This is a genomic window from Rhizobium johnstonii 3841, assembly GCF_000009265.1.
Lineage (GTDB): Bacteria > Pseudomonadota > Alphaproteobacteria > Rhizobiales > Rhizobiaceae > Rhizobium > Rhizobium acaciae.
In genome coordinates this window covers 104,746-123,772 of the sequence record NC_008384.1, presented here as the reverse complement: position 1 = coordinate 123,772, position 19,027 = coordinate 104,746, and the positions used below count along the sequence as shown (strand labels likewise).

The window sequence follows — 19,027 nt, the reverse complement described above, 5'->3', positions numbered from 1 at the left end:
GTTCACTATCGCGAACCCAGCTCCCCACCCTCCGGCGTTACGCCTTGCATCTTCGCAACCATTCCCCTCGAAGCGACCGGGCGCGCTCTATGATAAGTCGATTGGTTTCGGCAGCCTTACTGTTGCGCGGCGATTGAAGGCTTTCATGCGCTCGAACGATACTAAGATCGAGGAGTCGATCTATCTCGCAGCAGATGACGCAGGGGCATGATCAGCGAGGCAGTTGCGCCAGAACCGCCTGACGTCCCATTATTCGCCTGATCCCCTGCCCCCGGCAAGCCGTTCCGCTTGGGGTGTACCCGTGGCGCGCCTCACCTCACCTGCCCGGCCGTGCCAACGACCTCGCGATATCGACGATGTCATCGCGCGAGGCGGTTGGGTCCTCCTTGTTCCAGGCGACACCGAGCCCGATCCGGAAGTCGATGCCTCTGACCGCCTTCAGTTCGAAGGCCCGGTTCGGCAGGCCCTCGGTCCATTCCGGCGCAAAGCCGATGCCGAGCCCGGCCGAGACCAGCGACACAAGCGAATAGGTGTCGTCGCAGCTATAGGCGATGTTGCGGGTCAGATCGTATTCCTCGAACTTCTCGTTGAAGTATCGCTCGGTGTAGGAGAGGTTCTTGCGATTGAAGGCGATGATCTTTTCCCCGCGCAGATCGTCGATGGCGATCTCCGCCCGCTCCGCCAGCCGGTTCGTCCTCGCCACCGCCAGCAGATAGCGCTCATGGGCGATCGAGGAAAAGCGCAACGAGCCGATGTTTTCCACCGGCCTGATGAAGCCGAGATTGATCTGGCCGTTTTCCAGGCCGCGGATGATGTCGCCGGTATTGCCGCTTGAAATATGGATGCGGATATCCGGGTACTTGCGGGCGATCTTTGCCAGAAACGCCGGCAGCACGCCGGTGGTGGCCGGATAGACGGTGCCGATCCTGATCTGCCGGATCGCCTTGCCCGCCACCGCCCTGGTTATCTCGGCGGAAAGATCGACCTCGCTCAGGATCCCGACGCAGCGCTCGTAGAAGATCTCCCCTGCCCTGGTCAGCTCCACCCGCCTGGTCGAGCGGATGAACAGCGCGCAGCCGAGTTCCCGCTCCAGCGCCTGCACATGATTGGAAAGCGCCGGCTGGGCGATGCGCACCTTGGCTGCCGCCCGGCCGAAATGTAGTTCCTCGGCCACCGCGACGAAGTAGGAGAGCTGACGTAGTTCCACGGGAGCTACTTTCTGATCAATTCGAAAAAATGTGCGTTGCCGCTCGCTTTAATTTGCGTGCGGCCTCTTCAACAAGTTATGATCCTGCTGGAGTTATGGACTCATTAGATTCGTGGGGTAGACTGCGTTATTTACGCGGCTACCGATCGGAACCGGCCTAAATGAACGCTGTCAGGTATCTCAGATTGCACGTCCACTCCTCGCTCAATGATCCGCCGTCTTGCAACCTTCTCTTATTGGAGCAGAACAGCAAATTCTTTATGACTACCGCAAGCAAAGCCAATGACGCACCGTGCGTCATCGATTGGATAACACACCGTGCGTCATCTTCGCAAGGAAAAAGTGCTGAGGGGCGCGATGACTCGAGGTGACCCACATTTTCGGTTGCGAATCCCGGAAGATTTGAAACGGGAAATCGAGACTGCCGCACGCGCTAACTCACGGACCATCACATCTGAGGTTGTTTATCGCCTTGAACAGTCGTTCGGCCGAAGTTCAACTTTCCAGGGAGGTCTGGTAGAGGAGATTGAGGCTATTCGAGTGAGGCTGGCCTACGTGCAAGACCTGCTTCAAAAGCAGGAATTGAGCAGCCGCAGCCATAACCAGGATGCCTAATTCAACGCTGTAAGCAGCCGTATACTCCTGCGCGGGAGAACTTGCATCGCGTCCCTAGATAAGGCTTGGAATCCAGGTTCCCCAGCCAATTCTCCTGAAAAGCCCTTAATTCCTTGATTTTCCAGTCGTGCCGTAATCGTTTTGGCATCATTGGCGACCTAATGCCCAGACCTGATGCCCAAAGGTGATGCCCACGACGCTTGAGCGCGGTGGACAAGCCCTGGGCAAAAGACAGGGCATTCGTCACGGCCGTGCGCCACGAGGTCGAGAATCTGATCCGCCGCGGAAACATTTTCTATTGGCGAGCACGCGTCCCGGCCGCCTTTATCCACTGTCGGCCAGGCAGCCGACTTTCACTCAGCCTTCTTTGTTCAGACCATAGAAAGGCTCAGATCATTGGCCGCAAGCTCAACACGCGGCTGGCCGAATTGAAGAAACATTCGAAGAACATGATGACGACCAGGCAGCAGCTACAATCTTTGTTCGAACACGAGCGGGACAAGGAACTCGAAAGGCTCGACGACATCTGCACGATGGCCAAGCGCAATGGACGCGGTGGCGATGTCGTCGAGATGGAACTCGATCTCGAGGTTGGCTGGGCCTGTCAGCTTCTGGCGAAGTTCGGAACCCGCGTGGAGCTTTCCCTGGAGGACGGATGCGCTGGCCTCGCCTAAAGCTGCCCTAATCACCGCTCACGTACCACTCGACACCACTTCTCACGATCGCCCTGACCTGGTAGCCAAAAGTGACCGCCGAAGTGTTCTGCGAGGGAGGCGCGTGCTACGACCAAGGTCGATCCGACCTATGACGATCTTCCGGCGCAACGGTATCATTTCCCACGCACCTATCTGCGCCAGGTCGAGGCCGCGCGGGGAGACTGGATCGTCTACTACGAGCCGCGGCGGCCAAGCGGCGACCTCATGAAGACGGGCGGCAGGCAGGCGTATTTCGCAACGGCCAGGATTACCGATATCATTGAGGACCCGTCAAAGCCCGACCACTTCTATGCGTTGATCGACGACTTTCTGCCCTTCGACCACGTCGTCCCCTTCAAGGAAGGGGACCACTATTATGAGAGCGGGCTGCGAAAGGACGACGGCTCGACCAACAAAGGAGCGTTCGGTCGCGCTGTCGGAAACATTTCCGACGCCGAATATGACCTGATCCTCGCAGCCGGCTTCGCGCATGTGCTCGCCAAGCGGGATCGCGAAAGACCGGCGCCCGATCCGGTCGAGGAGGCGCTCATCGGATTTGGAGAAAATCCGCAGATGCCCTTCGAGATCGACAGCGTCGATCGCCGGATCGTATCCCAAGTGCTACAGCGTCCATTTCGGGATCGGGCCTTTTCGGTCGCCATTAAGTCGGCCTACCAGGACACCTGCGCCGTCACCGGCCTGAAGCTGATCAATGGCGGCGGACGCTCCGAAGTTCAGGCCGCCCATATTCGTCCGGTCGCAGATCGCAGGCCGGATAGCGTTCGCAACGGCCTCGCACTTTCCGGAACCGTGCATTGGATGTTCGATCGCGGCCTGATCTCCGTCGACGACGACTACACCCTGCTGATTGCGAGTGGCGGCGTTCCCGATACCATCACGCGGCTCATCAATCCGGAGCGACGCCTGCTTGTGCCGACACGCGCGGACGAGCGGCCGCATTCGCAGTTTCTGCAATACCACCGCGAGAAGGTGTTCAAGGGTTGAGGAGGCGGAAATGATTTCCGCTGATTACCTGTTGTTGCTGACCGAAATCTCTTTCAGGAGCAGCTCTGCCTGGGCCAGCACCGTCTGGACAGCCTCCTGCTCCAAGTCCGGCGGATAGCCGAACCGCTTTAAAATCCGCTTCACCAGAATCCGCATTTTCGCTCGGGCACTTGCCTTGTGCTGCCAGTCGACCGTGACCGAGCCACGCATCTGCTCCACGAGCTCATGGGCAATGACACGAAGTTGCTCGCTGCCCATTGCCTCAACCGCGCTGTCATTGCCCGCCAAGGCATCGTAGAAGGCAATTTCCTCCGGGGTCAGCCCCATCTCTTCGCCACGGGCGGAGGCGGCCTGCATCTCCTTTGCCAAGGCAATCAGTTCCTGGATCATCTCGACGGTGGAAATGGCATTGGCATGGTAGCGGGCAACCGCTTCCTCCAGCCGACGTGAAAAGGTTTTGGCCTCGACCACGTTGGATTTCGAGCGGCTCTTGATCTCGCCATTCAGCAGTTTTTTCAGCGCCTCTAGGGCAAGGTTCTTTTTCTCCATCTTCTGGATGTCGGCGAGGAATTGGTCGGAAAGAACGGAGATATCGGGACTATCGAGGCCCGCAGCTTTGAGGATGTCGACGATCTCGGCATTGGCCACAGCCTGATTGAGAAGCTGCTCGACGGCCAATGACTTTGCCCTATCGGAGATCTTGCCGGTGGCCGTGGTCTTGACGAGCGCGGCTCTAACAGCCTGGAAGAAACCCACCTCATCCCTGATCTCGGCGGCGTCATCACTAGCAGAGGCAAGCGCATAGGCCTTGCTGAGTTCCAGAACGGCATCCTGATATCGCCGGTGGGCCCGTTTCTTGGCCTCCTGACTGTCGACTTTCGCGGCCTCCGCCTGCTGCCACTTCAGAATCCAATCGATGCCGTCGGCGAGTGCTCTCAGCCGCTCGAACGGTTTTCCCGAAATGCCCAGACTGTAATCGTGGCCGGCGAACATGCCGCGGACGATTTCGTATTTTTCCAAGAGGAGCGCGACGGCCTGTTCCTCATCGATCCCCGTTTTGTCACGGTCGGACTGGGAATACTGGGCAAGTGCCTTTTTCAGGTTGGTGGCGATGCCGATGTAATCGACGACCAGACCGCCCGGCTTTTCCTTGAACACGCGATTGACGCGGGCGATCGCCTGCATCAGCCCGTGGCCCCGCATCGGCTTGTCGACATACATCGTGTGCATGCAGGGCGCATCGAACCCCGTCAGCCACATGTCGCGCACGATGACGAGCTTTAGCGGGTCCTCGACCTTCCTTGCCCGCTTGGCGAGATCGTCGCGCCGCCGCTTGTTGCCAATATGCGGTTGCCAGTCGAGCGGATCGGAGGCCGAGCCGGTCATGACGATCTTGATGGCGCCTTTGTCATCGTCATCGGAGTGCCATTCGGGACGAAGGGCGACGATCTCTTCGTAGAGATCAACGCAGATGCGGCGGCTCATGCACACGACCATGGCCTTGCCGGGCAGACCCTCTATCCGCCTTTGCAGATGCGCGACGAGATCTGCTGCAATTTGCTTGAGGCGCTTTTCCGCGCCCACCAGACGTTCAACCGTGGTCCACTGGGCTTTCTGCTTTTCCTGCTCGGTCAGCGCCTCATCTTCAAGCATCGCTTCGATGGCGGCGTCGATCTTCGGCTTTTCATCCTCATTCAGCTCAATCCGGGCAAGCCGGCTTTCATAGTATATCGGCACCGTTGCGCCATCTTCAACGGCGCGGCTGATGTCGTATATGTCGATGTATTCGCCGAAGATGGCCGGCGTGTTCACATCCGTCGCCTCGATCGGCGTACCCGTGAAACCCATGAAGGAGGCATTCGGCAGCGCCTGACGGATATGGTGGGCATAGCCATAACGGCGCTCACCAGTCTCCCGGTTCAGCTTGGCGTCAAAGCCGTACTGGCTGCGGTGCGCTTCATCCGCCATGACGATAACGTTTCGGCGCTCGGTCAGAACCGGAAACACCTCCTCGCCCTTTTCGGGTGTGAACTTTTGCACCGTGGTGAAAATCACGCCGCCGGAAGCGCGGTTCAGCAGCTTACGCAGATCGTCGCGACTGTCGGCCTGTTCCGGCGTCTGGCGGATGAGGTCCTTGCACAGACTGAAGGTGCCGAAGAGTTGGTCATCCAGATCGTTGCGGTCAGTCAGGACGATCAGGGTAGGGTTTTCCAGCTCACGGGATCGCACGATCAGCCCGCCGAGAAAGGCCATCAGCAGGCTCTTGCCGGAGCCTTGTGTGTGCCAGATCACGCCGATCTTCCGGTCGCCCTCCGGCTTCACCGCCTCGATGGCGCTGGTGATGGCTTTGCGGGCGCCGTGGAACTGATGGTAACCGGCAATGATCTTAAAAGGACCTTCACCGCGATCGCCAAACACTGTGAAGTCCCGGATCAGCGCCAGGAAGCGTTCTTTATTGAAAACACCGCGCAGCAGCGTATCCATCTCATATGGACCGTGGGGCGTGAAGTCGCCATCCGCCCCGGTGACCGACCGCCAGGGCATGAAACGTTCTTCGTCTGCCGTTAGCGACCCGATCCGCGCGAGCATGCCATCGGACGCCACCAAGACGGCGTTGGTGCGGAAGAGAGAGGGGATCTGCTCCTTGTAGGTCTGAAGTTGCTGGTACGCCTGATCGATGGTGGCGGTCTTGCTCGCGGCATTCTTCAACTCGATGATGCCGAGCGGCAGACCGTTGACGAAAACCATCACGTCAGGCCGCCGCGTATGTTTGCCCTCGGCGAGGGTGAACTGGTTGGTGACGAGAAATTCGTTCTTCTCCGGATGTTCGAAGTCAATCAGCCAGACCTTGTCGCCTTTCACCTCGCCATCGCCGATGCCGAATTCCACATCGACGCCTTCGGTGATCAGCCGATGAATGCGGCGGTTCTCTTCGACCAAGGATGGCGTCTCCGTGATCGAGAGTTGCCGGATCGCCTGTTCGCAGGCATCTGCCGGGATGTCGGGGTTCAAGCGCTCGACGGCAGCGGCAAGCATATCCGACAACAGCACATCTCCATAAGCGAGACGTGCTGGCGCAGAGCCATCCGGAGAGATCACCTGCGAAGGCTGGTAGAGATAACCAAGCGCCTGAAATGTCGCGAGAACGACTTCTTCAACCAGTCCTTCGGAGAAGCCGCCGCCGCTACTGACGCTCTGCACAAAATTGTAGTCGATCATCCCCTCACCCCTGCTCTCAAACCTACAACCCTCTACCGCTAAATTGAGGAATAGAAATTCATGATTTCCCTCAGCACCTGATCACGCCGGTCCTCAGGAATCCCAATTGCTGCCATGATTTGCCGAAGCCTTGTTCGAACCCTTGCACTTTTCGACGGAGATTTTTTCCAGTCTATTGAGGCTTCATTCTCAAAGCGAGAGTCGAGCTTTTCTGCCGCATTCTGCCGCATGGTCGGATCATATTCTGGCAAAAGCTGATCCAAGATATTTTTGACATGGCTAACACGGTCGGCGTCGCTCTCGACTGGAGCCTGATTGATTGAAGCGATCGCATACGCCGTTTTGTGCTGCTCCCGCTCCCGGCTCTCTCGCTTCTCTTCCTCAAGTAGCCTTTCCAGCCAGTCATTGCAGTAAAGGGAGGCCCCTTGGGCGTCGGGAAAGAGGCTGCCGTTGTGAATATTCATCTTTCGCAGCATATCCAGGCATCCGAAGCGGTCGACGTTCGGAATATGAATCTTGCAGATGAATTGTTTGATCTGACTAGCGAGATCATCCGAGACCTCGTATTCTCGCACGCGTTCCTCGGTTGATGCATCAACGCCTTCGAGAGTGCGAGTAACCGGCTCCGATACAATAATCTCTTCATCCATAAGGCGATCAATGATGAAGGCCGCAAGATTGTCCTCGCCACTTGGCGTCAGAGTGAAGAGACCAGCCTGATTCACCAGACGTGTGTTGTTATGCCCCCGTGGCTCACGGAACAGCCTGTCCTCCGCAAACTCATCTTTTAGAGCTGTCATGTTGATGCAGAATACCGCCCTGGATGGATTCACTTCTGGATCGTCAACGCGATTGAAGGCAAAATAAAGGGCTACAAACGGCGAGCGCGTCCAGTCGAGCAGAGGGGTGTAAAGCCCATGATGCTGTCCAATAGCCCATTTTTCGATTTCCGCATGGTCGTCGTCAAACATGCTGAGGTCATATCCACGCCCGCGCATCGACAACTCGAACTGTTCGAGCAACCATTGGCGTTTCGCAACCGGAATTGCACCACCGTTAAACTGGCGAGCAAGGGTAGAAGCCAGGGGCCAGTCACAACCGCGTTGACCACGATATATCATTTCCCTGGATGCCCGACGATGATCCGGATCGCGCATTACGTCGATGAACTTTTCCCAGCTTTCAACCCGGCAAGAAGGAACCAGTCCATCAATGCTCGACGTGTCTTGTTGGAAGCGGGGCCACTGAGGCAGGGAATCCAGATGCCGACGGAGAGCGTCTGGGTCTCTTTGCTGTGGAAGCATTAGTGGCTCGCCTCAATTACGCCCTCAGCACCTGACAGGCGGATTTCGCCTGACATGAGTTTCGGTAGGAGAAGGTCGCGGGTCGCCGCGAGGGTACGGTTTTCGAAGAGCCTGCTCACGAGCAAATCTACAAGGGGTGTTATCACTGCCTCGAAAGCCGTCTCTACCGGCCCCGGCGCGACGGCTATCTCCAGGCGTTTCATGTCCTCTTTGGTAACGTGCCCGAGCCCCGTCGTCTGCTTGTTACGGGCCAACTCGGCAAACTGCGGCATCAAAGCTTTGAGCAGGACATAAAGTGCTGCTTTTGAGCGGACGCCATTTTCACGCACCGCGAAAATATGTTGGTTGAGCCATGCGTTTCCACCAATCCAAACGAAAGCGTCAATCGACGTATCCGGATTGCCTGACCACGAGAACAGCAGCTCTCCGTCAGAGATCCGATATCTTTCCCCCAATGCTGTGTTCGTGAACTTAGTGCCGCTTGTGACACCATTTTTGAGTTCGGCGATCTTCACGACTGGAAGTGCGTCTGGAGCATCGCTGAAATGCATGTTCTTGAACGCGGCACCGTTGATCCAATTCGCTTGCTCCAGAAGCGATTTGCTTTCCCACCCTTCCGGTAGACTGTCATCACCGAGCGTGGCGGGGAAGAGATCGGCAAGGGCTTGCGCCCGCTCAGTGTCCTGCACGAGGCCGCCCATGATGGTGATCGGATCGGTTGCGCCGTCCTGCTTGCGGCGAGTGGGGCCGAATTCCACGAACCAGTCGCGGAAGATCGCTTGCGCGATCGCCTCCAGCGTCTCGTTCATCTTCCGGTTCAGCTCGATCTTGTCGTCGAGGGAGCCGAGCATTCCAATAATCTGTTCCCGCCCTTGCCGTGCAGGATATGGTATCGGAAACTTTGTCAGATCCTTGAGATTGAAAGTAGCCTGAACCGTCGTGTTCGCGTGCTGTCGGATGTATTGCTGTGCTTCAGGGCTCTGAAGAGCGTAAAATATCCAAAGTGCATGATGACGGTCTTTGGTGGGAATGAGGCCAACAGCACGGGCCAAATTCCAACCCGAGATTTCAGGTCCCGCAATAGCTACTTGGCCGATTGATCCGACCAAGGAGATTAGGACGTCGTATGGTTGGGGCCTCGAGCGGCTGTACTGTGCTTCAACATTTGGAGCGACGCAGAGGCGTTCAGTCAGATCGAGCCGATGACCTCTGAAGTTGTTAACCCGAACGATTGGAACACCAATATCGTCTGGTTTTCCAGGCTGAACAATTCCGTAGGTAATGGATCGCTTCGGTGGGCACAGATCAGCAAGAGCGACAAAAGGTATTTCAGGCATTTGGTAAATCCGCCGCCAGTGCTGCCTCGATCGCTTTCTCCAGCCTCCGTCCCTCCTCGAACTGGGCCATCAAGGTCTCCCTCAACCCTTCAAACTTCTCCGCAAACGACACCCCGTCATCCTCGGCATCCGCCGCTCCCACATAGCGCCCCGGCGTTAGCACATGGCCATGGCCGCGCACTTCCTCAAGGCTGGCCGACTTGCAGAAACCCGGCTCGTCCGCATAATCCGCCCAACCGTTGTTCACTCGCGTTTCCGGTTTCGAGCGCCAGCGATGATAAGCGCCGGTGATCTTCTCGATATCGTCTGCCGTGAATTCGCGACGCACGCGGTCCACCATGAAGCCGAGTTTGCGGGCGTCGATGAAGAGGATTTCGCCGCGCCGGTCACGGTGACCATTGGCGCTCTTGTCGCGAGCCAGAATCCAGAGACAGGCGGGGATCTGCGTGGAATAGAAGAGCTGACCCGGCAGGGCCACCATGCAATCCACCTGATCCCTCTCGATCATCGCCTTGCGGATCTCGCCTTCGCCGGACTGCTGGGAGGACATGGAGCCATTGGCCAGCACCACGCCCGCCGTGCCGCGCGGGGCAAGATGGTGGATGATGTGCTGCAGCCAGCCGAAATTGGCATTGCCATTCGGCGGCTTGCCGAACTTCCAGCGGGTGTCTTCCGCCAGCCGCTCGCCGCCCCAATCGGAAATGTTGAAGGGCGGGTTGGCGAGGATGAAATCGGCCTTTAGGTCCGGCAGTTCATCGCGGTGGAAACTGCCCTCGTTGTTCCAGCGAATATCGGCATCAATGCCTTGGACGGCAAGGTTCATCTTGGCCAGACGCCAGGTGGTGTGGTTGATCTCCTGGCCATAGACGGCAATATCATTGCGCCGTCCGCCATGCTCCTCGATGAAGTTCTCCGACTGCACGAACATGCCGCCAGAACCGCAGCAGGGATCGTAGACGCGGCCCTTGTAGGGCTCCAGCATCTCGACCAGAGTGCGCACCACGGAACGCGGCGTGAAGAATTCGCCTCCCCGCTTTCCTTCCGATCCGGCGAAACCGGAAAGGAAATATTCGTAGACACGACCCAGAAGATCCTTCGCCGTATCTTTACTGTCATGAAGGCCGATATTGGAGAAAAGATCGATCAACTCGCCGAGCATGGTCTTGTTGAGCGTAGGACGCGCGTAGTTCTTCGGAAGAACGCCCTTCAGCCCCTCATTCGACGGAAAACGCTCGATTGCCTCCATCGCCTCGTCGATCAGCTTGCCGATTTCCGGCCGCTTGGCGTTGGCCTGCAGAAAAGGCCACCGCGCCTCCGTCGGCACCCAGAAGACATTCTCCGCGAGATACTCCTCCGGGTCTTCAGCATCGGCATATTCGTCTGCCGTCAGCCTGGCGTGAAGCCCCTCGAAGGCATCGGATATGTATTTCAGGAAAATAAGGCCAAGCGCTACATGCTTGTATTCCGAGGGCTCCAGATTGCCCCGAAGCTTGTCCGCAGCCTTGAAAAGCTCGGCCGTGAAGCCGAGGTCGCCATTATTGTCTTTCGCCACGAAGGCATTCTCCCCAAATCATTTTGAGGCGACAGTAGGATGAGCAGCTTCAGCATGTAAAGGCTGAAGCTCCATCCTGGATTGCAATAGGGCGAGGTTAGCCCGCTTTCTCCAAATGGCGCCGGAAATTATTTCCGGTACGCGATAGGCGGGCGGAGTGGCGCCCGCTATGGATAGGTCCACGGGTTCGCCGTAGCAGCGTCATAGAATGCGACTTCAAGCGGAAACCTATCGTGACGCATGGCGGCCAGCCTATTTGCTTTGGCAATGATCTGTTGGTTTCCGGGTGCGGCCGGATCTCCAAAAAGACTGACATACAGTTTGCTGAAACGCCCGGTTCCGAACCGCCGCAAAATATGATCGTCGTTGTCAGCCAGCGAGTGACCCAACACGAAGAAACAATGCTTTCCCTGCTGGGCGTTCGCAGTAAGTTGCTTGAAGCCTTGGTAGAGATAGGCGTTGTGCCGGATTTTTGCTTTCTTCTGCGCGCTGGATCCCTCGGTCACGAACAACGGATACTTGTTGTCGTTGATCGCTCGGCGCGCCTGGTCAATCAGTCGATCGTTGGTCCTAACCCATGTGTATTTTTGGAGCTCGGTGCCGGCGTCAAAGAGATGTAGCGCGCCGTGCAGAAAATGAACCTTCGCACTATGAGCGCTCACTTCGCCTTGCCACACGACATAGTCGGCCGAGGGATCATCTTCATCGTTTCCAAAACCATCATTGGTGGCGAGATCAACGGGGTTTAAAAATGGGTTGTCCTCATGCATCAACGTCCAATACAAAAGCAGGTCATAGTTCAGCGTAAAAACCTGCCCGTCGTTCTGTCGTCCCAGAAACATGCTTAGAAAACGACGGCACGCCCAAAACTTGTCGTTCGAAATATCCGAGGGAACATCTGGGTGATTTCCCGCGATAGCGGAAAGCAAAATTTCCTTCAGAGCATTGGCGTCGGCCTGCATCTTTGCGGCAGCGTCAACGTGACCAGGCGAATAGATGCTTGTCAAAAGTGCGCCGGCTTCGAGGTTTTTAATCGCAACTTCGAAGTCCTGAGTCTTGAGGACTTCGAAAACCTTGACGAGCTCGGGATTTTTGGAAAAGTCTGCAGCGCTGAAAAGCGAACCATAGTGGAAAATGTCAGGGCAGCACGCGATGCTGAACCCGTTGCCAAGCAACAGATGTCGTTTTGAAAGTTGGCGGGAGTCGCTAATTGCTTCTGCAAAGCTTAGAAGATCGACCACTGCAATACCCCAACATTTTGAGACTTTAGATCAGCGTCAGATAGCAGGACAATGCAATATGTCCTCCGACTAGAGCTTGATTATTCAAGCCTTTTTCAACGCGCCGATTGCATCATTAGTAGCCCGAACATAGTCCTCAACCGTTTCTTGAGGCAAATCGAACTCGTATACACGCCGCGCGTATTTGCAACTCTTATAGAGTTCTTCTAGGGCAGCTCCCAACTCATCCGATATAAGTCCTGCGCCATTCAGGACTAGAGCCGTGCGATGCATGCTGCGCAAGTCGATATCCACGCCGTGACGGGTCGCTAGATTGGTCAAGGCTCGTTGGACCCGGTCCCACTGCGTCAAGATGGCGGCGCGCGGGTCATCTTCGATCAGTTCCTTCATAATGTCGTCGATAGGAACAGCCGTCTCCGTTGCCACATCTAGCTCATGCGACTCTGCGAGTTGTTCGACGGCTTCAGAGACGCCAGTTATGGCTGCCTGTCGGAACTTGATCGACTTGTCCCCCATATTCAGGTTCTCAACTCTGCCGATGAGTTCGACGATCTGCTTCCTCAACAAAGCGACGATGCTGAAAATTGCCACCGGCCATGCAACGGCACCTAGGAGCGTTGCAACTGCATTGATCAGAGCGGCGGTCTCGGTCATATCCTGCATCCATACAGCGAAAATCAACGACGACTTCCATCCGCCATTGCACCAAGCATGTAGTTGTATCTATTACTCTACGCAACTTATTTTCTTAGTTACCTTTGCCGCTTTCGGAGGAAACATGGACGTCCACAAGTCATCCCTTCTCGCCGTGTTCGACGCAAAGCAACGACTCGAGGTGCCGCTCTTTCAGAGGCAGTACGTTTGGAGTGAAGAGCATCAGTGGCTTCCATTGTGGGAGGACATCCAACGAAAGTTCACCGAGGCCTTGGATGGACGAAAAGATGCGCCGGTTCATTTTCTCGGCGCAATGGTCCTCGACCAGAAGCAGACGCCAACGGGCCATGTGGTTGTCCGGCAGGTAATCGATGGACAGCAACGACTGACCACGCTGCAGATTTTCCTAGCAGCATATCGCGATTTCTGCCGAAGCGAAGGTTGTGAAGAACTGGCCAAGGAATGCGACAAGTTTCTCTTCAACACGGGCATGATGGCAGACGCCGACGTCGATCGGTTCAAGGTCTGGCCCACGCAGCTCGATCGCAAGCAATTCACCGACGTGATTGGCTCGGGGTCCCGAGAGGACGTTCTCAAGCGCAATCCGCTTCACAAAAGACCGTATGCGCGCCAACCAGATCCGAGACCTCGGATGGTTGAGGCTTACCTGTTTTTCTATGAACAGTTGAAAGGCTTCTTCCTTGGTGGAGACGGGGATCTTCCACTCGCGGAAACGTTCCCTCTGTCGGCCCGTGTCGACGAGTGTTTCCAAACGCTTAGAAGTGGTTTGATGGTGGTCGTGATCGACCTACAGAAAGATGATGATCCGCAGGTGATCTTCGAAACCCTCAACGCCCGCGGCGAACCTCTACTTCCCGCGGATCTGTTGCGGAACTACATCTTCTTCCGCGCGGGCCGGGAAGGTTTGGACGTCGAGGCCGTTTATAAGCAGTATTGGGCCGGGTTTGACGAAGAGTTCTGGCGCGAGGAAGTCAAGCAAGGCCGCCTCACTCGCCCACGTAGCGATCTTTTCATGCAGCATTTTCTTGCCAGCCATCAGGGCCGTGATATCCCCATTAAGCACCTGTATGTCGAATACCGGCATTGGATTGAAGCACAAAAACCGTTCCCGACTATCCAAGGGGAACTCGCGACACTTTCTAAGCAAGGAGCAGATTTCCGCCGCATCATCGATCCGCAGGCAGGCGACAAAATTGCTGACTTATGCCGGTTCATGGACGCCTTTGACATTAGGACAGCCTATCCATTTTTGCTGGCTCTTTTGAGCGCCAATGTTGACGACGAAGAGTGGGGACGGATCTCTGCCATCCTTGAGTCGTATCTACTACGCCGCGCCGTCTGCGATTTGGGCACTAAAAACTACAACAGGATATTTCTCTCCCTGACACGAAACCTACGCAGAGATGGGTTCACGTCGACGGCCCTTCGGAGTGCATTGCTTGACCAAGCTGGCGACTCTGGTCTTTGGCCGGATGATGCGGCGTTCAAGGAATCATGGCTTACCAAACCTCTCTACGGATCGCTGAACAGTCCGAAGCTCGTTCATATTTTTGGTCGGATCAACCAAACCTTCATGTCGTCCAAATCTGAGGCACTGTCGTTCGCACAACAGCCAACTGTCGAGCATATAATGCCGCAGGATTGGATAGCCCACTGGCCTCTGCCAGACGGCACGAAGGGACTTTCGTTTTTCGATCTATATTCTGCTCAAGCAAACGATCCACGCGCCGAGGCGACGCGCAAACGCGGGACTGCTCTCCAGACGCTCGGGAACCTGACTATCCTGAGCTCTTCGCTGAATTCCGCCCAGAAGAACTATGGCTGGCCTGAAAAGAAGCCAGAAATGATGAAGCACTCACTTTTGCCCTTGAACCAGCAGTTGTTTGAAGTTGAGCACTGGGACGAAGTTGCAATCAAAGTTAGAGCCGAGAGCTTGTTCGGACGCGCCATCGAAATCTGGCGACAATGATCGGTAAACAATTTGCTATCTGCCGCAATTCGGAGAGCAAGGTGTCAATGTTACGCGCCGGCCGTTCTTCGTCTAATAGGCCTCGGCTTTGACGGCAGACTGGCGATATCGAGTTCTGGTGACAGCTAGCAAATCCGAAGTGAGGGGCGCTAAATGAGGACAATTGCATCGCTTGATCATCAGTCGCGGTGGAGCGTCTTGCGGAGATTGGGGAATTCAACCATCGCCAAGGCTACTATCGCGGTGCCGCTGGTTGGCTATCTCCTGCTCTTTAACGGGGAGATCGTGAAGTTTCTCAGCCTACATACCGATTTTTGCCGGCCGGCCAGTTGCGGCCCGTCGCTGCGGCTCCTTTTGCTGTATCTAGGCTGCTGTTTGATCGCGGTAGGTGCGGCGCTGTACGGCCTGAAATGTCCGGCGTTGATCAAGAAGTACGATTCGGCGGCCGCCTTCTTCGAGGCTGAGAAGGTTTACTTCTGCCAGCCTCGAAATCTCGACTATCTGTTGAAATTGATCAAGTTAGGGACCGAGGCCGAGCCGCTCGCTCGCAACTCGTCCAACTTCAACTACGATGGGGAAGGACGCAATGTCGATCCGAATAGCTTGGCGGATCCGATGGGAGAGCTCTATCGGCTCCTCAATGTCTCGCATCCGGAGATCAGGTTGATCGCACTAATATCATATTGCGTCGGCATCTTGATACTTCTGGTCCCCACCGCGATGACGTTCGTTGAAGTGATTGTCGCCTTCGATTGGGGGCGAACTGCATTGTAGCTTTCGATCGTATTTAACCCCGCGCTATCCACCAGTGCCGGATGCGCCAGCGGGGCGTTCATAGTTGGTAAGCTCCTGATCGCACCCGAATGATACGAGCCCGGACTGCGTCTCAAGCGACGGATGATCCGGCCAATCAAACGTGATCGCCCGCCGCCTGGCCTCGGCTTGGATAACGCGCGCAGGCCCGCCTCACTTTTTGCGGTTGGCGTAGTCACGCTCCAGCATTTCGACAACTTTGACTAATGCCATGGACAGCCGCTCGTCCCAGCCGTCGGAATTCTTAGAGACAGCGGCAATGATCCTTTCACGAAAGCTGGCAGCAGTCCCGAAGTCCAGCGCATTAAGCTCAAGATAGGCGGCTGTTTCGGTTTCGATGGTGTGGGCAACCATATCGGCATCATCGTCCCAGCCATCGATTGCCGACTGCCTGATGGCGTTGGCAATATCACTGGGTATCTTCTTGCTCTTCATCGGCCACCTCCTCGGCAGACGGACATCTCTGCATGCCTCCAGCAGAAGGAGTCACCGATTTCTTCGCGTCTATTTCCCCTATCGGCATTTGATAACATTGCGGTGCCGACAGTCCCTACCTTTCCTCTCGAAATCATCCTCACGCCCACGACTGGCCCGACGCTCCCTGCTATTTTCGGTGATCGCTACGATAACTGAATGGCATGACTTGAACGACAGAAATGCGGGCGCGAAGCAGCGGTGGTCGCCAGTTCGGTAGCTTCGGCGCTCGGCACGGAAATTATTTCCGCTCCACACCCATATTGACTGAGGTCCAAAGCCAGGGCACAAAGGTGGTATCCACGGTCGCTCGCGATGGGAAAACAGAGGGAATTTAAAGGTTTTTCTCATAAGCCTCTGAAGTCATGTGAGAATCCGGGTTCCCCAGCCAATTCTTATTTCGTTAGTTGCGACGGGGCGGCTCAAGTGGCCAGCCTGCGGGACAGCTACCTGCATCAATTTTCCCAGATCATCGTCACGTTATCGCGGGAAAAAAAGCATGGATCGCGTCTTTGCTCCTGGAAGCTCTTCATTTCCGTTGACGGATCCCGCTGTGACTAATTTTCAAAGCGGGTGCACGTTGCGGCCACGAGTGCGATGGCTGGATAGCAAAAAGGGCGCTCGACCCTTGTGGGGAGCGCCCTTATCCTGTCGGACAACGAACAGTTCGACGACGTCGATACCGCGCGCATCCATTTTTCAGGCAGGACCGGTATATGGACCCTTCCCGCCGGCGTTTCAAGAGGCGGTTCAGGGGTTCTACACGATAATTTACGGTAGTCGATCAGGAAGCGACCCCGGTGATCGGATTGACCACAGGTCGTTCACTTTTGTCCCTGACCCCAGCCGGCTGCACCACCGGCGGCGCCATCGACTCTGCGTCGGCAGGTTCCGGCTTTTCAAGAACGGCGCCGACATCCTTGGGTCGCTGCTGCTCAGGCTTTACGTTTTGATCATTCGTCGACATTGTCGGTCTCCTTTCCAGGAAGAAGCCGCGGCCGGCGACATGGTTCCGGCGATGGGATGGAGGATTGCTGATGCTTGACCGGTTTCTTCTGCAGGGGCCCGAGGATGCGCGCTTCACGATCCTTCTTGCGCATGGCGCCGGCGCGCCGATGGATTCGGCATCGATGACAGCAGCGGCAAATGCACTCGCCGGCGTTGGCTTCCGTGTGGCCCGTTTCGAATTCGCCTACATGGCCGCCCGCCGCACCTCCGAGGGCCGCAAGCCGCCGCCGCGGGCCGAAACGCTTAATCCCGAATACGAGGCGGCGATTGCCGAGCTCGGCGCCAGCGGCCCTCTGATTATCGGCGGCAAGTCGATGGGCGGCCGGGTCGCCAGCATGGTCGCCGACGATCTCAATCGTCGCGGCAAGATCGCCGGCCTGCTCTGCCTCGGATATCCCTTCCATCCGCCACGCCAGCCGCAGAAGCTGCGCACCGGCCATCTCACGGGGCTGACGACGCCCACCCTGATCTGCCAGGGAACGCGCGACGAATTCGGCACGCGGGACGAGGTGCCGGGCTACGATCTGTCCGACAGGATCGAGATCCTCTGGCTTGAGGATGGCGACCACGATCTCAAGCCGCGCAAGACGATCTCTGGTTTCTCCAGTGCCGATCATCTCGCCACGATGGCGAAGGCGGCGATGGCATGGGCCGAACGACTGCCGGCTTGAGTGTCACCATATCGCCGGCGCCGGCTCGCGGCTGCTCCGTCAGGCAGCAAGCTTCCTGACATCGATGCGCCGGTCGGTGGCGGACACGGTGATTTCGAAGTGGTCGGCCTGCACCACGCCCTGAATATTGCGCGGCCGGTGGGCGACGATCGCAACTCCACCTCTCAGCCGGACACTGTCATAGAGGATACCGGCGCCGCCGCTCGAGCGCACCTCTTCCCCCAGCACCTGCGACGCCGCATAGCTCGTGCCGTCATAGACATCAGGCCGTAGCGTCTGCTCTCCACGAATGTCGAGGTAATCGCCAATCAGAGCAGCCGAATAGCTTCGATAGGTGCGCGCCATCGTCGCCACCCCACGTGCGAGCGCTTCGCGCCTGAGATGATGGCCGACCTCGGCGGCGGCTGTGCGGGGATCGTCGGCTGCATACCAGGCGCCGAGATCGGGGCCGTTGAAGCGCATTCCTCCCGGCGCGACATGCAGGAATGCCGCCATGACGATGCTGGCATTGGCAACGCCGTAAACCCATTGGTCCTCGGGGAGACGTTGGATGCGGTCGGCGACGAGGCGGTCGTTGGTCCAGCCGACGAGCTCCATCACGGCTTCGAGGTCGGCCGCCCGCGTTACCGTCTCGAAAAGCCCGATCGGGGGAAATTGCGACGGGATCAGCCGGTACGACGGACGCGGCGCCTCGGCAAAACGGTCACTCACCGGAAGACGATGTCCGCATCTTCGTAGGGTGTGAAGGCTTCGTCGAGCATATTCGGCTGCATGTAGAGACCGCCGCGGGCGCCGTCGAGAAACCGGCGGACGGTCATCAACCCGTCCTGGGTCCCGTTTGTCACGATATCAAGCGGCGGATGCCCGCCGAAAACCGGCGCCTGGTGCGGTGCGCGCAGCCAGGCGACGCCGGCGCGTTCATCGGAAAACAGCACGCCGAGCGCCTGATGGATGCCGAGCACGGCCGAGATGCGGGTCAGCGTATCGACATCGAGCGTGAAAGCACCGTGCTCGCGCGCCTGTTTGGCCCAATTGTGATAGGTCGACCGGGAGGGATAGCCGAGCATGAGCAGACGCTGCTCCTCGCTCAGCCCCCAGAGATCGGCGATCGCCAGAAAGGTTCGCAGGGCCGGCGCGCTCAGCCTCTTGCGGTTGGCCGGAGCAAACCGCTCCATTTCCAGCCGCTGTGGCCCCTGGTCTTCCCGTTGCTCCCGTCGCGAATGCTGCATGAAAGCCTCCTGT

Annotated in this window: 17 protein-coding genes and 1 pseudogene; 7 read left to right on the top strand and 11 right to left on the bottom strand. The window is 57.2% G+C overall.

From position 1 onward, the window contains the following. Positions 1 to 316: 316 nt before the first annotated feature. Positions 317 to 1,207 carry a LysR family transcriptional regulator gene (locus RL_RS30295; RefSeq protein WP_011654857.1) on the bottom strand — a complete coding sequence of 297 codons (891 nt, stop codon included), beginning with the start codon at positions 1,205 to 1,207 and terminating at the stop codon, positions 317 to 319. A gap of 318 nt (positions 1,208 to 1,525) precedes the next feature. On the opposite strand from RL_RS30295, the gene RL_RS30290 reads away from it, so the two are divergent. The 4 genes and pseudogenes from RL_RS30290 (at position 1,526) to RL_RS30280 (ending at position 3,522) form a co-directional block, all read left to right on the top strand. Continuing rightward, complete coding sequence (locus RL_RS30290; protein ID WP_348645720.1) at positions 1,526 to 1,822, top strand: Arc family DNA-binding protein; 297 nt, start codon at positions 1,526 to 1,528, stop codon at positions 1,820 to 1,822. A 209-nt stretch (positions 1,823 to 2,031) separates the two neighbouring features. Next, a pseudogene (locus tag RL_RS41200) lies at positions 2,032 to 2,235 on the top strand (DUF6538 domain-containing protein); the annotation flags it as partial. 39 nt (positions 2,236 to 2,274) lie between these two features. Further along, positions 2,275 to 2,496: a hypothetical protein gene (locus RL_RS40365; RefSeq protein WP_193784112.1), complete on the top strand. Its 222-nt coding sequence runs from the start codon at positions 2,275 to 2,277 to the stop codon at positions 2,494 to 2,496. Between the two features lie 246 nt (positions 2,497 to 2,742). Beyond that, complete coding sequence (locus RL_RS30280) at positions 2,743 to 3,522, top strand: HNH endonuclease (RefSeq protein WP_011654854.1); 780 nt, start codon at positions 2,743 to 2,745, stop codon at positions 3,520 to 3,522. A gap of 24 nt (positions 3,523 to 3,546) precedes the next feature. Here the strand turns inward: RL_RS30280 and RL_RS30275 are convergent, their stop codons facing one another. The 6 genes from RL_RS30275 to RL_RS30250 form a co-directional block, all read right to left on the bottom strand. Further along, complete coding sequence (locus RL_RS30275; protein WP_011654853.1) at positions 3,547 to 6,741, bottom strand: type I restriction endonuclease subunit R; 3,195 nt, start codon at positions 6,739 to 6,741, stop codon at positions 3,547 to 3,549. 38 nt (positions 6,742 to 6,779) lie between these two features. Further along, positions 6,780 to 8,045 (bottom strand): FRG domain-containing protein, encoded by a 1,266-nt coding sequence (locus RL_RS30270; RefSeq protein ID WP_011654852.1) that lies wholly within the window; start codon positions 8,043 to 8,045, stop codon positions 6,780 to 6,782. Beyond that, positions 8,045 to 9,382 (bottom strand): restriction endonuclease subunit S, encoded by a 1,338-nt coding sequence (locus RL_RS38535; RefSeq protein ID WP_011654851.1) that lies wholly within the window; start codon positions 9,380 to 9,382, stop codon positions 8,045 to 8,047. The genes RL_RS30270 and RL_RS38535 overlap by 1 nt, the downstream gene beginning before the upstream one ends. Beyond that, complete coding sequence (locus RL_RS30260; RefSeq protein WP_011654850.1) at positions 9,375 to 10,934, bottom strand: type I restriction-modification system subunit M; 1,560 nt, start codon at positions 10,932 to 10,934, stop codon at positions 9,375 to 9,377. Before RL_RS30260 ends, RL_RS38535 begins: the two co-directional genes overlap by 8 nt. A 167-nt stretch (positions 10,935 to 11,101) precedes the next feature. Next, positions 11,102 to 12,175, bottom strand: a complete 1,074-nt coding sequence (locus RL_RS30255) for a DUF4917 family protein (RefSeq protein WP_011654849.1) — start codon at positions 12,173 to 12,175, stop codon at positions 11,102 to 11,104. An 84-nt stretch (positions 12,176 to 12,259) separates the two neighbouring features. Then, complete coding sequence (locus tag RL_RS30250; protein ID WP_128402489.1) at positions 12,260 to 12,829, bottom strand: hypothetical protein; 570 nt, start codon at positions 12,827 to 12,829, stop codon at positions 12,260 to 12,262. Between the two features lie 124 nt (positions 12,830 to 12,953). On the opposite strand from RL_RS30250, the gene RL_RS30245 reads away from it, so the two are divergent. Both RL_RS30245 and RL_RS30240 read left to right on the top strand, forming a co-directional pair. After that, complete coding sequence (locus RL_RS30245; RefSeq protein ID WP_011654848.1) at positions 12,954 to 14,819, top strand: DUF262 domain-containing protein; 1,866 nt, start codon at positions 12,954 to 12,956, stop codon at positions 14,817 to 14,819. A 153-nt stretch (positions 14,820 to 14,972) separates the two neighbouring features. Further along, positions 14,973 to 15,593: a hypothetical protein gene (locus RL_RS30240; RefSeq protein ID WP_011654847.1), complete on the top strand. Its 621-nt coding sequence runs from the start codon at positions 14,973 to 14,975 to the stop codon at positions 15,591 to 15,593. A 192-nt stretch (positions 15,594 to 15,785) separates the two neighbouring features. Here RL_RS30240 and RL_RS30235 read toward each other — a convergent pair whose 3' ends face one another. Both RL_RS30235 and RL_RS30230 read right to left on the bottom strand, forming a co-directional pair. Continuing rightward, complete coding sequence (locus tag RL_RS30235; protein WP_041936864.1) at positions 15,786 to 16,067, bottom strand: hypothetical protein; 282 nt, start codon at positions 16,065 to 16,067, stop codon at positions 15,786 to 15,788. Between the two features lie 823 nt (positions 16,068 to 16,890). Next, a complete protein-coding gene (locus RL_RS30230; protein ID WP_041936863.1) occupies positions 16,891 to 17,073 on the bottom strand; it encodes a hypothetical protein in 183 nt (60 codons plus the stop codon). A 70-nt stretch (positions 17,074 to 17,143) separates the two neighbouring features. Here RL_RS30230 and RL_RS30225 point away from each other — a divergent pair, with 70 nt between their 5' ends. Beyond that, positions 17,144 to 17,785: an alpha/beta hydrolase family protein gene (locus RL_RS30225; protein ID WP_011654846.1), complete on the top strand. Its 642-nt coding sequence runs from the start codon at positions 17,144 to 17,146 to the stop codon at positions 17,783 to 17,785. A gap of 39 nt (positions 17,786 to 17,824) precedes the next feature. Here the strand turns inward: RL_RS30225 and RL_RS30220 are convergent, their stop codons facing one another. After that, positions 17,825 to 18,496, bottom strand: coding sequence for an RES family NAD+ phosphorylase (locus tag RL_RS30220; RefSeq protein ID WP_011654845.1), 672 nt, complete (start codon positions 18,494 to 18,496; stop codon positions 17,825 to 17,827). After that, complete coding sequence (locus RL_RS30215) at positions 18,493 to 19,014, bottom strand: MbcA/ParS/Xre antitoxin family protein (protein ID WP_041936862.1); 522 nt, start codon at positions 19,012 to 19,014, stop codon at positions 18,493 to 18,495. Before RL_RS30215 ends, RL_RS30220 begins: the two co-directional genes overlap by 4 nt. Between the last annotated feature and the right edge of the window lie 13 nt (positions 19,015 to 19,027).

Bases quoted from the DNA above. Each gene is read 5' to 3' on its own strand.
- RL_RS38535 (WP_011654851.1), bottom strand. From the start codon at position 9,382: ATGCCTGAAATACCTTTTGTCGCTCTTGCTGATCTGTGCCCACCGAAG.
- RL_RS30225 (WP_011654846.1), top strand. From the start codon at position 17,144: ATGCTTGACCGGTTTCTTCTGCAGGGGCCCGAGGATGCGCGCTTCACG.
- RL_RS30230 (WP_041936863.1), bottom strand. From the start codon at position 17,073: ATGTCGACGAATGATCAAAACGTAAAGCCTGAGCAGCAGCGACCCAAG.
- RL_RS40365 (WP_193784112.1), top strand. From the start codon at position 2,275: ATGACGACCAGGCAGCAGCTACAATCTTTGTTCGAACACGAGCGGGAC.
- RL_RS30215 (WP_041936862.1), bottom strand. From the start codon at position 19,014: ATGCAGCATTCGCGACGGGAGCAACGGGAAGACCAGGGGCCACAGCGG.
- RL_RS30280 (WP_011654854.1), top strand. From the start codon at position 2,743: ATGAAGACGGGCGGCAGGCAGGCGTATTTCGCAACGGCCAGGATTACC.
- RL_RS30275 (WP_011654853.1), bottom strand. From the start codon at position 6,741: ATGATCGACTACAATTTTGTGCAGAGCGTCAGTAGCGGCGGCGGCTTC.
- RL_RS30240 (WP_011654847.1), top strand. From the start codon at position 14,973: ATGAGGACAATTGCATCGCTTGATCATCAGTCGCGGTGGAGCGTCTTG.
- RL_RS30270 (WP_011654852.1), bottom strand. From the start codon at position 8,045: ATGCTTCCACAGCAAAGAGACCCAGACGCTCTCCGTCGGCATCTGGAT.
- RL_RS30235 (WP_041936864.1), bottom strand. From the start codon at position 16,067: ATGAAGAGCAAGAAGATACCCAGTGATATTGCCAACGCCATCAGGCAG.
- RL_RS30245 (WP_011654848.1), top strand. From the start codon at position 12,954: ATGGACGTCCACAAGTCATCCCTTCTCGCCGTGTTCGACGCAAAGCAA.
- RL_RS30250 (WP_128402489.1), bottom strand. From the start codon at position 12,829: ATGACCGAGACCGCCGCTCTGATCAATGCAGTTGCAACGCTCCTAGGT.